Source organism: Actinosynnema sp. NPDC037264, from assembly GCF_055603705.1.
Genome location: NZ_JBVJVK010000065.1, coordinates 28418 through 42510 on the forward strand (window position 1 = coordinate 28418; position 14093 = coordinate 42510).

The 14093-nt window shown below is 73.2% G+C and carries 15 protein-coding genes; 9 read left to right on the top strand and 6 right to left on the bottom strand.

The annotated features are described in order from the left end of the window. Nucleotides 1-86 precede the first annotated feature (86 nt). From ACZ7GX_RS38790 to ACZ7GX_RS38820, 7 genes are all read left to right on the top strand, one after another. Nucleotides 87-653 (top strand): GNAT family N-acetyltransferase, encoded by a 567-nt coding sequence (locus ACZ7GX_RS38790; protein ID WP_498784557.1) that lies wholly within the window; start codon nucleotides 87-89, stop codon nucleotides 651-653. A 283-nt stretch (nucleotides 654-936) separates the two neighbouring features. After that, nucleotides 937-1635 carry a CPBP family intramembrane glutamic endopeptidase gene (locus tag ACZ7GX_RS38795; protein WP_498784559.1) on the top strand — a complete coding sequence of 233 codons (699 nt, stop codon included), beginning with the start codon at nucleotides 937-939 and terminating at the stop codon, nucleotides 1633-1635. 101 nt (nucleotides 1636-1736) lie between these two features. After that, on the top strand, nucleotides 1737-2192 hold the full coding sequence (locus ACZ7GX_RS38800) for a hypothetical protein (RefSeq protein WP_498784561.1): 456 nt from the start codon (nucleotides 1737-1739) through the stop codon (nucleotides 2190-2192). Continuing rightward, nucleotides 2192-2722: a hypothetical protein gene (locus ACZ7GX_RS38805; RefSeq protein WP_498784564.1), complete on the top strand. Its 531-nt coding sequence runs from the start codon at nucleotides 2192-2194 to the stop codon at nucleotides 2720-2722. The genes ACZ7GX_RS38800 and ACZ7GX_RS38805 overlap by 1 nt, the downstream gene beginning before the upstream one ends. A 50-nt stretch (nucleotides 2723-2772) precedes the next feature. Then, nucleotides 2773-3612, top strand: coding sequence for a hypothetical protein (locus tag ACZ7GX_RS38810; RefSeq protein ID WP_498784566.1), 840 nt, complete (start codon nucleotides 2773-2775; stop codon nucleotides 3610-3612). Between the two features lie 9 nt (nucleotides 3613-3621). After that, complete coding sequence (locus ACZ7GX_RS38815) at nucleotides 3622-4419, top strand: hypothetical protein (RefSeq protein WP_498784568.1); 798 nt, start codon at nucleotides 3622-3624, stop codon at nucleotides 4417-4419. Then, a complete protein-coding gene (locus ACZ7GX_RS38820; RefSeq protein ID WP_498784570.1) occupies nucleotides 4416-5672 on the top strand; it encodes a protein kinase family protein in 1257 nt (418 codons plus the stop codon). The genes ACZ7GX_RS38815 and ACZ7GX_RS38820 overlap by 4 nt, the downstream gene beginning before the upstream one ends. Here ACZ7GX_RS38820 and ACZ7GX_RS38825 read toward each other — a convergent pair. From ACZ7GX_RS38825 to ACZ7GX_RS38835, 3 genes are all read right to left on the bottom strand, one after another. Then, nucleotides 5669-7057, bottom strand: a complete 1389-nt coding sequence (locus ACZ7GX_RS38825) for a toll/interleukin-1 receptor domain-containing protein (RefSeq protein ID WP_498784572.1) — start codon at nucleotides 7055-7057, stop codon at nucleotides 5669-5671. The two genes, ACZ7GX_RS38820 and ACZ7GX_RS38825, sit on opposite strands and share 4 nt — an antisense overlap. Before the next feature lie 95 nt (nucleotides 7058-7152). Next, nucleotides 7153-8001 carry an ABC transporter permease gene (locus ACZ7GX_RS38830; protein WP_498784574.1) on the bottom strand — a complete coding sequence of 283 codons (849 nt, stop codon included), beginning with the start codon at nucleotides 7999-8001 and terminating at the stop codon, nucleotides 7153-7155. Further along, nucleotides 7998-8894: an ABC transporter ATP-binding protein gene (locus ACZ7GX_RS38835; RefSeq protein ID WP_498784577.1), complete on the bottom strand. Its 897-nt coding sequence runs from the start codon at nucleotides 8892-8894 to the stop codon at nucleotides 7998-8000. Before ACZ7GX_RS38835 ends, ACZ7GX_RS38830 begins: the two co-directional genes overlap by 4 nt. Nucleotides 8895-9118: 224 nt before the next feature. Between ACZ7GX_RS38835 and ACZ7GX_RS38840 the strand changes: the two genes are divergently transcribed. After that, nucleotides 9119-9934 carry a GbsR/MarR family transcriptional regulator gene (locus tag ACZ7GX_RS38840; RefSeq protein ID WP_498784579.1) on the top strand — a complete coding sequence of 272 codons (816 nt, stop codon included), beginning with the start codon at nucleotides 9119-9121 and terminating at the stop codon, nucleotides 9932-9934. Nucleotides 9935-9964: 30 nt separating this feature from the next. After that, a complete protein-coding gene (locus tag ACZ7GX_RS38845; RefSeq protein WP_498784581.1) occupies nucleotides 9965-10594 on the top strand; it encodes a CG0192-related protein in 630 nt (209 codons plus the stop codon). Between the two features lie 7 nt (nucleotides 10595-10601). Here the strand turns inward: ACZ7GX_RS38845 and ACZ7GX_RS38850 are convergent, their stop codons facing one another. The 3 genes from ACZ7GX_RS38850 to ACZ7GX_RS38860 form a co-directional block, all read right to left on the bottom strand. Further along, a complete protein-coding gene (locus tag ACZ7GX_RS38850; protein WP_498784583.1) occupies nucleotides 10602-12044 on the bottom strand; it encodes a flavin monoamine oxidase family protein in 1443 nt (480 codons plus the stop codon). Nucleotides 12045-12278: 234 nt separating this feature from the next. Next, nucleotides 12279-12806 (bottom strand): GNAT family N-acetyltransferase, encoded by a 528-nt coding sequence (locus ACZ7GX_RS38855; RefSeq protein ID WP_498784585.1) that lies wholly within the window; start codon nucleotides 12804-12806, stop codon nucleotides 12279-12281. Nucleotides 12807-12858: 52 nt separating this feature from the next. Continuing rightward, nucleotides 12859-13980: a cytochrome P450 gene (locus ACZ7GX_RS38860; RefSeq protein ID WP_498784587.1), complete on the bottom strand. Its 1122-nt coding sequence runs from the start codon at nucleotides 13978-13980 to the stop codon at nucleotides 12859-12861. Nucleotides 13981-14093 lie beyond the last annotated feature (113 nt).

The window sequence follows — 14093 nt, forward strand, 5'->3', positions numbered from 1 at the left end:
GTGGCTACTGTGCACGTGACGCGAGGGGGACTCATGGGCGAATCCGTCACCGCACGCCGGACCGCCCGGCCGCGCCGGTGGTAGGCGTGGACCGGCCGCCGGTGGTGCCGGCGCCGTGGCCGCAGGGGGCCGTGGTGCGGACGGCGCGGTTGCGGGTGGAGCCCGTGCGGGTCGCGCACGCCGAGGAGATGGCGGCGGTGTTGGGCGACCCCGAGCTGTACGCGATCATCGGCGGTGCGCCGCCCAGTGCCGCCGAGCTCGCGTCGCGGTACCGGCGTTGGGAGCGGCCGACGTCGGACGACGGCCGTGAGGGCCGGCTGAACTGGGTCGTGCTGCGGGCTGAGGACGGGACCGCCGTCGGCACCGTGCAGGCGACGACCGCGGCCGGCGCGAACGGGCTGACCGCCGAGGTGGCGTGGGTGATCGGGGTGCCGTTCCAGGGCCGCGGTTACGCCACCGAGGCCGCCGCGGGCGTGGTGGGGTGGCTGGTCGACGGCGGTGTGCGGGACGTGCACGCGCACATCGCGCCCGACCACCCGGCCAGCGAGGCGGTCGCTCGGCGCATCGGGATGCGCGCCACCGGCGAGTTCCGCGACGACGGCGAGCAGCGTTGGCGGTGGCGGCCGGCGCCTGCCGCCCGGACCGCGACGTGACCGGTCGTCGGTCTCGATCGCCGCACGACGGTGGTGGTCGAGTTGACCTCGCCGTCCGCGCGGGTTATCCACGGTTGTGAGCGATGACCAGCCCGGGCCGGTGCCCCACGACGACCACGTGACCGCGCCACCACCGGCCGGGCCGCCACCAACCGCGCCCTCCCCGGCGGCACCACCCCCGGCCACTCCACAACCCGCCGCGCCACAACCCGCCGAGGGCCGACCTTTCGCGGCACACCCGGCCCCTGCCCCTCCCGCCCCACCACGGGAACTGCGGTCCGGGTTGTCGTTGATCGCGGTGTTCGTGGTCGGGCAGTTGACGATGCTGCTGGTGTCCGTGGTCGTGCTGTTGTCGTACGGCTCGGGGGACGTGGCGCTGCTCGAGGACAGCCGCCTGCTCGCGTTGCTGGTCCTGCCCACGTCGTTGGGCGCGGTGGTGGCGGTGGTCGGCACGGCTTGGTTGGGCGGCGGCCAGCGGCTCGGCCGGGTGGCGCGCGAGTTGGCGCTCCGCTGGAACGCCAAGGAGATCGCCATCGGCTTGGGGCTCGGCCTGGGCGGGTTGGCCCTGACCCTGCCCGCGGCCGCGGTGTGGGCCGCGTGGGTCGGTGAGGACCAGGCCGGCTCGGCGGTCGGTGACGCGTTCGCCGGACGGGAGCTGGGACTGCCGGCGGCCGTGGTCGTGTTCCTGGCGGTCTGGCTGGTCGCGCCGCTGGCCGAGGAAGTGCTGTTCCGGGGCGTGCTGTGGCGCGCGTTGGAGCACCTGGGCTGGAACCGGTGGGTCGTGTTCCTGGTGACCAGCCTGGTGTTCTCGATCGCGCACCTGGAACTGCTGCGCACCCCGCTGCTGCTGGTGCTGTCGATCCCGATCGGCCTGGCCCGGTTGCTCACCGGCAACCTGCTCGCGAGCGTCGTCGCCCACCAGGTCAACAACCTCCTGCCGGCCATCGCCCTGCTCCTGGCCACCACCGGCAACCTGCCGTGACCGCGCCCTGACCGTTCGCCCGTCCGGGGGACACGACGACACGAGCGCATGATCCTCCGCGATACCTGGAGTACACGCCACCACTCCGGGCGGAGGTCCAGGTGCACACGTCGGGAGGCGCCGCCGCCACGCGGTCCACGTCGCCGAGCCGTCTGCGCGACCGCCGGCTGGCGCCGGTCTACGCGCTGGTGACCTCGTTCCTCGCGGTCGTGCTGCTCGGCGCCGTGGCGCGCGAGCCCACCGCGCCGCCCCCGGCGGCCGTCGGCATCCAGTTCGTCTCGGACCAGTCGGCCCGCGCGGTGTCCGGGTTGACGGACGCCGAGGTCAAGGTGCTCACCCGGAACCCGTCGGACGTCAGGGTGAACGACCGCGGCCAGGTGGACATCGCCGCGTCGGGTGAGCCGCTCACCATCTGCGTGCGGCTACCGGACAGGTGGTCGGCGCCCGCGCCCGCCGCCCAGCTCGACGGGTACCGGTGCTGGTCGTCGGTCGACACCGCCGAGGTCAACGCCGACCGCCGCGTCGAGCTGGTCGTGACCCCGCCGAAGGGCTCCTGATGACCACGCGGAACGCGATCGTCCTGGTCCTGACGGCGGTGTGCGCCACGGCGGGCGCGCTGGCCGGCCTCCAGGTGTGGGACCTGAACCTCTGGCGGTCGGTGATGGTGGTGCTGGTCGGCGCGTTCCTCGGCGTCGTGCTCGCGTTCGGGCTGCTGACCACCGACCGCCGTGTGGTCAGGCTCGGCCACCCCGTGGCGGAACGCGAGCCGGTGCCCGCCCCGAGCACCGAGCCCGGAACGAAGCCGAGGACGTGGTGGACCGAGACGCCCACGACCGCGCCGCCCCCGCGACACGAGTCGCCGCCGCAGGGCCACCACGTGGACCAAGCGGTGGTGGCGCACGGGTACGACGTGGACCGGGCGGTGGTGGCGCAGTGCCCGCGCTGCGGCGACTTCCGGCTGGACCTGAAGCAGGACGGCGACTCGTGCGCCTTCCACTGCCGCAACCCGCGCTGCGGCCACCGGTGGGAGTGGCGCGCGGGCGCGCCGTGGCCGACCACGGTGGTCCGCCGCAACCTGACCGGCTGACGTGACGACCGACGAAGAGGGGGTTCGCTGTGGAGAAGTACCGGCAGTCCGTGTCACGGTCCGCGCCGGGGTGCGTGGTGATCCTGCTGGACCGCTCGGACTCGATGAAGCTCGCCTGGGGCCGCACCGGGGCGTCCCTCGCGGACGGCGCCGCGCTGGCCGTCAACAACATCCTGCTGGACATGTGCATCAAGGCGACCACCGAGGTCAACGCACCGGTGCGGCACTACTTCGACGTCGGCATCTTCAGCTACGGCGCCCGCGTGACCGAACCCGGCGAGGGCGTGGAGTCGGCGTTCGGCGGCGCACTGGCCGGTCGCGGTCTCGTGCCGCTGCCGGAGTTGGCCGAGCACCCCATGGCGGTGCGGGAGGAGCCGTCCATCGACCTGATGCCGGTGGCCGCGCGGATGCCGGTCTGGGTCGACCCGCTGCACGGCCACCGCACGCCGATGTGCCAGGCGATCGCGGTCGCCGGCGCGCACGTGTTCGACTGGGCCGCCGCGCACCCGGACTCGTTCCCGCCGATCGTCGTCAACATCACCGACGGCATGGTGACCGACAGCCCGTACGACGGCGCGACCCTCCAGGACTGGGCGCGGCGGCTGACGTCGATCGAGACCAACGACGGCGCGACGTTGTTCTTCAACGTGTTCCTCTCCCCCTTCGAGGTCACCGAGATCGTGTTCCCCTCCGACCCGGGCGGCCTGCCACCGCCCGGCCCGGACCTGTTCGCGCTGAGCAGCCCCCTGCCGCGGCCGATGGCCGACAACGCCAGGGTCGACGGCTACGACGTCCGGCCGGGCGCGCGCGGGTTGGCGTTCAACGTGGGCCGCTCGACCCTGCTGCGGGTGCTGCAGATCGGCACCAGAGTGCCGGATCGCGCGAGGTAGGGGCACGCCGTGAACCACACCCGGCAGGTCGTCTTCTACGCGCCGAAGCACGGCAACACCGAGGCCGAGTGGGAGGACGGCGCGGCGGCGGCGCCCGCGGCCGGCGACGGGCGTGGCCCCAGGTTCGCCGTCGCGGACGGCGCCACGCAGGGTTTCGGCTCCGCCCGCTGGGCGCAGCAACTGGTCGCCGGGTTCGTCGGCGACCAGGGCGCGGCGCCGGACCTGACCGCCGCCGCCCTGCACCGCTGGGCGTCGGACATGCAGGGCCGGTGGCACGACGACCCACGCCTGGCCGGCGCGACGGACCTGCAACGGCTCAAGCAGGCGACGGTCGGCTCGTTCGCCACCTTTCTCGGCTGCGAGCTCCGCGACCTCGCCGGCCCGCGGCCGCGGTGGACGGCGGTCGCGGTGGGCGACGCGGTGCTGTTCCACGTCCGCGGGCACCGCGTGGTGTCCCAGTTCCCGCCGATCCCGCCGGAGGGGTTCGGGTCCAACCCGGACGGTCTGCCGACCCACGCCGCCGGGCTGGCCGACATGGTCGGCCGGGCGTCGTTCGCCGAGGGCGACCTCGCCGACGGAGACCTGCTGTACCTGGCCACGGACGCGTTCGCCCAGTGGGTCGCCGCGGCCGACCGGCGCGACCCGCGGGCGTTGTGGACGACGTTGGCGGCGCTGGACCACCCCGAGGCGTTCCGCGCGCTCGTGGCGGGCCGCCGGGCGGCGCGCGAGATGGTCAACGACGACGTCACCCTCCTGCGCGTGCGGCTCGACCGGAGGCCGGCCGAACACCTGGTGGTGTGCCTGTGATCCGCTACCCGACGCCCGAGGAGTACGCGAAGGCGGTGCAGCACCCGGACTGCTTCGTCGCCGACGAGCTGCGCGGGCTGGAGCTCGTCGTGCACCCCCTGTACGGGATACCGATGCCGGCGGCGGGCACCAGCGCCGTCGTGTTCAAGGCCGTGGCGGGCGGGCAGGCACAGGCGTTGCGGTTCTTCACCAGGGACGACGTGTCCAGCAGCGAGCGCTACGGGGCGCTGCACGCGCACTTCACGTCGAGCGGGCTGGAGAGCGTGGTCGCCCTCCCCCGGTGGGTGGACGACGGCATCCGGGTCAACGGCCGCACGTGGCCCGCGGTGCGGATGCAGTGGGTGGAGGGCCACACGCTCAACCGGCACGTCGACGAGCTGGTGGAGCGGGCGGACACCTCGTCGTTGGCCGCGTTGGCGGGCTCGTGGCGCGCCCTGGTGACGCGGATCCAGCGGGCCGGGTTCGCGCACGGCGACCTGCAGCACGGCAACGTCCTGGTCGACCGGGACGGCGGCCTGCGGCTGGTGGACTTCGACTGCTCGTGGATCGACCGGTTCTCCGGCGCGCTCGCGCCGAGCGAGACCGGGCACCGCAACTACCAGCCGGAGCACCGGCCGTGGGGCCGGTGGATGGACACGTTCTCCGGGCTGGTCATCTACCTGTCGCTGCTGGCGCTGGCGAAGGACCCGACCGGCTGGCGGACGTGCTACACCGGCGAGAACCTGCTGTTGCGGCGCGAAGACTTCCAGCCGCCGTTCACCACGCCCGCGTGGGCACACTTGGCCGCGATCGGCGACCCGCGGGTGGACGAGGTGGCTCAGCGGCTCCAGGAGTGCTGCACGCCCGGGTGGGTCGCCGACTCGGCGTTGGACGACCTGCTCGCCCCCCGGGTCAAGCCGTGGTGGGAGCGCACGCCCACGGTGGTCGTGGCGCGGCCCGAGCGGGTCGCCGTGCCGGCTCCGCGCCCGCCGATCGCCGAGCCCTACGCCGCCCCGGCCACCCGGCCGCAGCAGCCGGGTGGCGACTGGTGGGCCGCCGTGGACCAGGCGCCGCGGAACACGCCCGTGCCGCCGCAACCGGTGGACAAGCGGCCGACCCTGGCGAGCATCTCCGTGGTGGCTGTCGCTATCGGCGTCCTGCTGGGGCTGGTCGCCACGGCGGACGCGGGTGCGGGGCTGGGCGTGTTCTTGGGGCTGGTGGCGGCGCTGTTCGCGGTCACGGTCGGGTTGATCCGGCGTAACCGGTCGGGTTAGGCCGCCACCAGGCAGACGACCACGCCGAGCAGCCCGACGGACGCGATGACCAGGGCCTGGCGGGCTCGTGGCTCGTGCTTCCTCATCGCCACGACGCCCAGGACCAGGCCGATGAGGACCGCCACCCCGACCAGCGACGCGACCGGCGAGCCGCCGGCCGCCGCCTGGAGCAGGAACGGGATGCCGGTCGCGCCCAGGGCCGCGCTCAGGAACGAGCGGTCGTTCGACGGCGGGGAGGTGGGCGGTTCCGGCGTGGGCGGCTCCGGCGTGGACTGCTCCGGCGTGCCCGGTTGCGAGACCGGTTGCGGCGGCACGGGTTGCCGAGGCGCGTGCGGTCGCGGCCAGGACTGATCCGGCTCGGCCGCGCCGGGTGCGTGTGACGCGTGCGGCTGCGGTTCGGGAGAGCCTGACGGCGGTGGTTCCGTTGTGGACGGAGTCGGCTTCTCCCCCTGCCACCACTGCGGAGTCGACGGCCCGACGGGATTCGGCTTGGCGGTGTCCGGCTCGGCGGGCTTCGGCTCGGCGGGATTCGGCCGCGCCTCGGTCTCCATCACGTTCCGCAGCCAGGCCGGCGTCGCACCGGCACCGGCGTTCCCGGCGTTCCCGGCCTCCGCCGCGGCCGACGTGCCGGCCGTGCCCTCCGGCTCCGGCGGTGGGCCGATCACCACCGGGTTCTTCTGCCAGTAGTCGGCGGCCGAGAGCCAGGTGACGCCCTCGGGCAGCCCTTCGCCCTCCCCCGGCTCGACGCCCGCCAGGATCTCGTCGATCTCCCGCGAGTTCAGGTTGGTGATCTCGCCGCGCTCGCGGAACTCGCGCAGCAGCTTCAGGATGTCGGCCCGGGCGATCTCGTCCCGCTCCGTCCGCAGGTGCCGGCGCAACTGGCCGATGATGATCTCCTGCCGCTCCGGCGCGATCGGCTGCGGCCCGAGGAGTTCGGCGATGCGGTAGAGGTACTCGAACGGCACCTTGGGCGGCGGGGGCATCGGGTTCGGCGGCACGCGCTTCTGGGCCGCCAGCTCGGTGAGCGCGCCCGCCAGCGACACGATCGCGTCCGCGCTGCGCTCCCGGTAGTCGACCAGCTGCCGTTCCATGATCGGGATGCGGAGGTTGTCCAGCGGCCCGACCTGCACCGGGAGCACCGGCACGCCGAGCTGCTGCGCGTAGTCGAACTCGGCGTGGCAGGGCACCGACTTCCAGGACGCCTCCGACAGCGCGAACACGAACACCCGGGCGGCCTGGATGGTGCGGATGATCTCGCGCCACCACAGCTCGCCGCCGTGGATCTCGTGGTCGAGCCAGACCTGCTGCCCCATCCGGCCGAGGTCGTCCCGAAGGGCGCGCACCAGGGTCTCGTCGGCACGGGTGTAGCTGACGAAGATGGTCATGGTCACGCCCTCCGGTCCGGGGCACGTCACTCCTGCACTCATCTGGTTGGTCGCACGGAACCGCCCTTTCGTTGCGCTCGGTGGGGGCCGTTCCCCTATCTGACCCGTTGGAGTGACCTCTCCCGGCGCTCGGCCAGGCTCGACCCGGACTCCCGGCGGGCCATCCGGCGCAGCACGGCCGGGGCCACGAGCAGGCCCAGTACCGCCCACGCGGTGAGCACGCCGACGGTTTCCAGGTGCCGCCAGGACTCGCCGATCTCCACCGCCACGGCGGCGTCGGGCAGCAACGCCGAGCGCATGCCGAGGCCGAGCCAGTAGACCGGGAACACCTGGGCGACCCACTGCACCCAGCCCGGCAGGACCGTGACCGGGTAGAAGATGCCGGAGATCGCGATCAGGGCGAGGATCGGCAGGACGAGCAGGCCCTGCGCGCGTGCGCTGGAGAACACCGAGCCGAGCACCGCGCCGATGGGCAGGGCGGCGAGCATGCCGAGCGCCAGCACCCACGCCAGGGTGAGCCACGCGTCGAGGCTGCCCGTGACCAGGCCGGAGACCAGGAACATGCCGGGGACCAGGAAGATCGCCAGGTCCACGACGAGGCCGCCGGACACCGACACGAGCTTGCCGACGAGGTAGCCCAGCATCCCGTTCGGCGTGGCCTTGGCCCGCAGCAGCGTGCCGTCCTCGCGGTCGGCGGTGAGCAGCTGGCTCATGGTGACCATGGCCATCGCGGCGTTCATGCCCAGGATGCTGGGCAGCGCCAGGGCGCCGACGGAGAACCCGGTCTGCCCGAACGACACGTCACGCAGGAAGAACGTGACGACGAGCATCAGCACGGGCCAGAACGCGTGGTTCCACAGGTCCGCGCCGTTGGTCAGCGACTGCCGCAGCTCGATCAGGCCGCGCTGCCTGCCCGCGCGCAACGCGGTGGTGGTCGGGTTCACCGGCCCGCCCCTTCCGCCTCGACCCGCCGCACGAGCGACAGGTAGGTGTCTTCGAGCGAGGCCTGGCGGACCTCCAGGTCGGTGATCCCGTCGCCGTGGCGGCGGAACAGGTCGTGCACGAACCTCGTGGACTCGCGGACGTGCCGGACGTGCCGCTGCCCGGCGTGGGTCCAGCGGACCTCGTCCTCGCCCGCGATGCGCTGCGCCAGCTCGTCGGCCGTGCCGTCGGCGACGATCCGGCCGCCGTCGAGGATGACGATGCGGTCGGCGAGCTTCTCGGCCTCGTCCAGGTCGTGCGTGGTGAGCAGGATCGTGGTCGACTCCCGGGCCGCGAGCCGGTGCACGAGCTCGTGGAACTCGCGCCGGGCGACCGGGTCGAACCCGGTGGTCGGCTCGTCCAGGAACAGCAGCTCGGGGCGGCCGACGATGCCGACGGCGACGTCCAGCCTGCGCCGCTGGCCGCCGGACAGCGTGCGGACCTTCGCGCCCGCCTGCGCGGTCAGGCCGACGGCCGCGACGAGGTCGTCCGGGTTCCACGGCCGGGCGACCCGGTCGGTGGCGTAGCACGAGTAGTAGACGCCGAGGTGGTGCAGCAGCTCGCGGACGCGCCACTTGCCGTGGTCGCGCCAGGACTGCAGGACCACGCCGACGCGGGCGCGCCACCGCTCGTCGGCGTGGGCCGGGTCGACGCCGAGCACCGACACCCGGCCCGCCGAGCGCATCCGGAACCCCTCCAGGATCTCGATCGTCGTGGTCTTGCCCGCGCCGTTCGGGCCGAGCAGGGCCAGCACCTCGCCGTGGCGGGCCTGGAACGTGACGTCGTGCAGGACGTCGGTGGTGCCGTAGCGCATGCGCAGGCCGTCGACGTCGAGCGCGACTTGCTCGCTCGCCATTCCTCCCCCTGTCTGTTCAGGTCGATCTTCAAGAGGGAGCGAAAGCTACGTTGCGTTTTGTGGACCGGCAACGGCCGAAAAGTGCTTCAGACACGTTCTAGCTGGTGTGAAGCTTCCAATCATTGCAACCGTGGTGCTGGTGAACGCAATGATCCGACCGGGCTCGTTGCACTGTGCTGCCCGTGAACGCACACTGGGCCCACCGAGGACAGAGGGGACGGGCGATGCCGGGTGGCAGGCTGACCGACGAGGACCGCCGTGACATCGCGGCGGGGCTCACCCGCGGTCTGGGGTACGCCGAGATCGCGCGACGGCTGGGCAGGCCGACGTCCACCGTCACCCGTGAGGTGAGCCGCAACGGCGGTCCCCGTGACTACCGGGCCGAGCGCGCCCACCGGGCCACGCTCCGACGTGCCCGCCGGCGCAGGTCCGCCACGCACGACGAGCCGCCCGCCGCCGTCGGAGCGGAAGGCCGCGACCCGGCGGCGGTGCTGGCGTTCGCGGAGGAGTTCGCCGGGCAGATGGTGCGGATGGGGCTGCCGCGCATGGCGGCCCGCGTGCTGGCGAGCCTGGTCACGACCGACGCCGGCGCGCTGACCGCCGCCGAACTGGTCGGCAGGCTGCGGGTCAGCCCGGCGTCGGTGTCCAAGGCGGTCGGTTACCTCGAAGGCCTGGAACTCCTGCGCCGCGAACGCGACGCCCGCCGTCGGGAGCGGTACTTCATCGACGACGACATGTGGTTGCGGACGTGGCTGACGAGCGCGCGCACCAACGCGGTGCTCGCCGGCACGGCCGAACGCGGGGTGGAGGTCCTCGACCCCGCCACGCCCGCGGGCGTCCGGATGGACCGGATGCGCCGGTTCTTCGCGCAGCTCGCCGACGACATGTCCGGCGGTCCGAGCACCGACGTGGTGACCGTGCTGGGCGCGCTCGTCCGCACCGTGACCCCGGAGGGCGCGGACAGGCTCGCCGCCGAGCTGGGCTGGACGCCGGACCGCGTCGCGGAAGCTCTGCGCGACGCCGCGCACCTGGCGCGCTGACGCGGCGATCACGGTCGTTACGATGTCCGCATGGCCCTGATCCACCAAGCGACCGTCACCCCCACCAAGCTCGAGCTGCTGGCCGGCTGGCTGCCCGGCCGCGACTGGTACACCGGGCCGACCGGCGAGGTGCTGCGGGTGGCGGCCTACCGCTTCGACGACCCGGCGGGCGAGGTCGGGATCGAGACCATGCTGGTGCGGGTCGGCGACGGGCCGGTGCTCCAGATGCCCCTCACCTACCGCGGCGCGCCGCTGGACGGTGGCGACGAGTGGCTGATCGGCACCACGGAGCACTCGGTGCTGGGCAAGCGCTGGGTCTACGACGGGTTCGGCGACCCGGTGTACGTGGCGGCGCTCGCGGAGGCGATCCTCACCGGAGCGGGCCAGGTCGAGGAGTTCGTGCAGCACGAGGACCGGCTCGAGCGCCGCGACCCCAACATGGGCATCGCCGTGACCGGGCACGGGTCGGGCGGTGCGCCCGCCGCGGGTGCGGTCGAGCGCGTGACCGAGGCCGATCCGACGCTGGTCGTGACGGAGACCGTCGAGCTGACCGTCCGCCGCCGTCTCGACAGCGGCGGCGAGCTCACCGGCGCCGTCCTGACCGGCACGTGGGACGGTCAGGGGACGCCGGTGCCGCTGGCCTCCGCCACGCTGCGCTGAGCCTGGCTCAGTCCTTCCAGGGCATCTCGTCGCGCAGTCCTTCGTGGATCGCGTAGGCGTTCTTCACCGCGGCCTTGAGCGCGCCCTCGACCCACCGCCGGTGCCGCCGGTCGCACGCGTCGTTGGCGAACCACACCCGGTTCACCGGCCGGATCACGTCCTCGTAGAACGTCTCGCTCATCTCGAACGCCCGGAACAGCGGGCCGATGCCGCACGCGAACCAGTCCAGCGCCCAGTCCTTGTAGACGCCGAACTCGAACGTGTCCCGCGCCTCCGGGTGGATCTTGACCAGGTCCTCCAGCGCCTGCATCACGCTCTCCTCGCCGGCCAGCGGCGTGTACGGCATGCTGTCCTGCTCCCAGCAGTACGACGCGATCATCACGCCCTTGCGGAACCGGGTGTCCTGGCCCGCGGGCGGGTAGACGATGTTGCGGATCGCCAGGTCGGTCACCGTGAGGCCGTGCGTGATGCCGTACGCGGTCTCCCACCACCGTTCGCTGAACTGCATGAAGAGCTTGTGCGCCCGGCCGTAGTAGGTGTTGCGGATGGCGTACCACTTGTCCGGGTCGAGCCCCTGGATCTCCATGTGGCGCAGGCTCGCGAACGGCACCGTCACGATGCACTCGTCCGCGGCGACCGTCTGCGTGCGGCGGCCGGCGCGGTAGTGCACGCGCACCCCCGTGTCGTCCTGGTCGATGCCGTGCACGAGGGCGCCGAGCCGGATGTCGTCCATCAGCTCGGGCTCGAACGCGCGCGGCAGCGAGTCGGCGCCGTCCACGATGTACACGAGGTGGCCGAAGACGTCCTCGTAGAAGTGCGAGAACCACTCGACGAGGGAGAAGTGGTAACGACCCTCCAGGTTGAACAGCGGCCCGAGCATGGCGAGCGCGCCGTCGCTGAGGCCGCGTTCCTTGAGGTAGCCCAGCAGCGTGTACCGGTCGTAGTCGGTGAGCAGGCGGTGCCACGCCTTGGCTTCGTCCTCCTGCTCCATGATGTCGATCAACGGCTGCACGGTGTGCCGCAGCAGGTCGTGCGGCGCCTGGTCCGCCTCGCCGGGCTGCAGGTCGAACGAGAACTGGTCGGCGCTGAAGTCGCGCCGCCGCACGCCCTTCCCCTGGAGGTAGACGAACGTGTCCTCGTCGTACATGGGGAACGGTTTGGTGGCGAGCTTGAACTTCTCCTCGATCAGGTACGAGACGAGCGGGTGCTGGTGCGGGAACCGCATCGCGCCGAACTCGCCGTACATGTCGCCCGCGAAGTCGCGGTGGGTGAGGATGCGCCCGCCCAACCGGTTCTGGCCTTCGAGGATCGTCACCTCGTGGCCGGCGTCCTTCAACAGCATGGCCGCGGTGAGGCCGGCCATCCCGGCGCCGACGACGACGATCCGCCGCCGTGGCGCGGAACTGTCCGGCAACCCTTGTTTGAGCAGGTCGAGAGCATCCAACGGCATCGAGACCACCTACACCCGGTCGTACCCGCGGTCGTGCCGCGGACTGTTTGGCAGAAGAGGTGGCCATCCTCGGTAATCCGACCGTACTCGGCCCCAAACCCGTGGCCAACGCCCTGATGGGGTGAGGCAAGTCGTCGCCGGATGCGCTGAATTCCCGGGTGAAGGCGCGGAAGTGCGGAGTCGCGAGGTGTCGCTTCGCGGCCGAACGGGTGGTCCGCCCACCCGGTCGGGTCGCTACTCCGACGAAGTGCGGTCCCGGGCCTCGACCCGCTGGGCCAACACCTGTCCGGGCCAGGTACCGACGGTGAACGACTCGGTCGGCTCGAACCCGTTGCGGCGGTAGTAGGCGACCAGCTCGCCGGCGGAACCGGCGTAGCAGTCGACGCGGAGCAGCTCGACGCCGGCGCGTCGGGTCTCCTCGCGGGCGTGGGCCAGCAGCGCGCTGCCGACGCCGAGGCCGGCGTGCGACCGTGACGCGACCAGCAGGCTCACGTACACCTCGGGCTCGGTGGCCGGCTCGACGTACCGGGGTGGTCCGGGCGCGAGCGTCATCGCGCCCGCGGGAGTGCCGTCGACCTCGGCGATCCACGTCGTGCCCTCGCGGATCTTCTCGGCGATGCCCTCGACCCGGCCGGGCTGCCCGGAGAAGGGCTCGCTGCCCCACTGCCCCGTGCGACCGGAGGCGTCCAGCCACGCCACCGCGCCGTCCAGCATCGCCATCACGGCGGGCAGGTCGTCCAAGTCGCCACGTCGGATCTCCACGCGTGCACGGTAGCCCGGACGGGATCGCCCGCGGCCGCCGGCCCGCGCCGGGTCAGGCCACCCGGAGCGGCAGGTGGTCGAGGCCGCGCTGGGTCGCCGTCGGCCGCCGCACGGGCTCGCCGGCCGCGTCGAGCCGACCGACCCGGGCCAGGGCGCGGAACAGGGTGAGCAGCACCTGCCTGCCCAACGGCCCGCCGAAGCACGCGTGCACACCGCGGCCGAGGCCCAGGTGCGGGTTGGGCGAGCGGGTGAAGTCCGCCTCGTCGGGCGAGGGGAACACCAGGGGGTCGCGGTTCGCGCCCGCCAGCACGACGACCACGACGTCACCACGGCGCAACCGCCGGCCGCGCAGGTCCACATCGGACTTGCAGTGCCTGCTCACCGCCTGCACGGGACCGGCCAGGCGGATCAGCTCGTCCACCGCCCGACCGTCCAGGGAGGCCAGTTCGGCGCCGGTCCACGACCGCCGCGAGGTCAACCAGTGCAGGGCGTTGGCGATCAGGTCGCCGGTGGTGGAGTAGCCCGCGTCGAACACCGCGCGCAACGAGTTGACGAGCACCCGGTCGTCGCCCGGCCGCACGGCGTCGAGCACGCCACCGGCCGCCGCGCCCCCGCGCCAGCCCGCGATGAGCTCGTTGAGGGCGCCGCGCGCGGCGAGGGCGGGCTCCAGCCGGGTCGGGTCGAGACCGGAGTCCATGCCGAGCACCATCGTGCGCGAGGTCTCCCGGTAGCGCTGGTGGTCGGCCGGGAACCCGATGCCGTAGAGGTCCGCGACCGCTTGCAGCGCAAGGGGTTCGGCGACGTCGTGCACGAAGTCCACCACGCCGTCGAGGTCCTCGACGAGGTCGTCGGCCAACCGCCGCACGGACTCCCCGACCAACGCCTCCCGCGACCGCAGCAGGCCCAGGAACAGGTGGCGCACGGGCGTGGACTCGGGCGGGTCGAGCACGTGGAGGTTGCGCACCGACTCGGGCACCGGCCTGCCGAGCGCGGCGGGGTCCGAACCGAACGAGTCGGTGTCCTTGAGCACGCGCGTGCAGTCGTCGTGCCGGGTGAGCACCCAGGCGCCGAGCCCGTCGTGCCGGTGCACGGGGTCCTCGTCGCGCAGCCGCGCGTAGACGGTGTGCGGGTCGGCGAGCATCGTGGCCGACAGCGGGTCGAAGATGCTGGGCACGGAACTCCCCCGGGCCGTGGGGGGGGGGGGGGGGGGGGGGGGGGGGGGGGGGGGGGGGGGGGGGGGGGGGGGGGGGGGGGGGGGGGGGGGGGGGGGGGGGGGGGGGGGGGGGG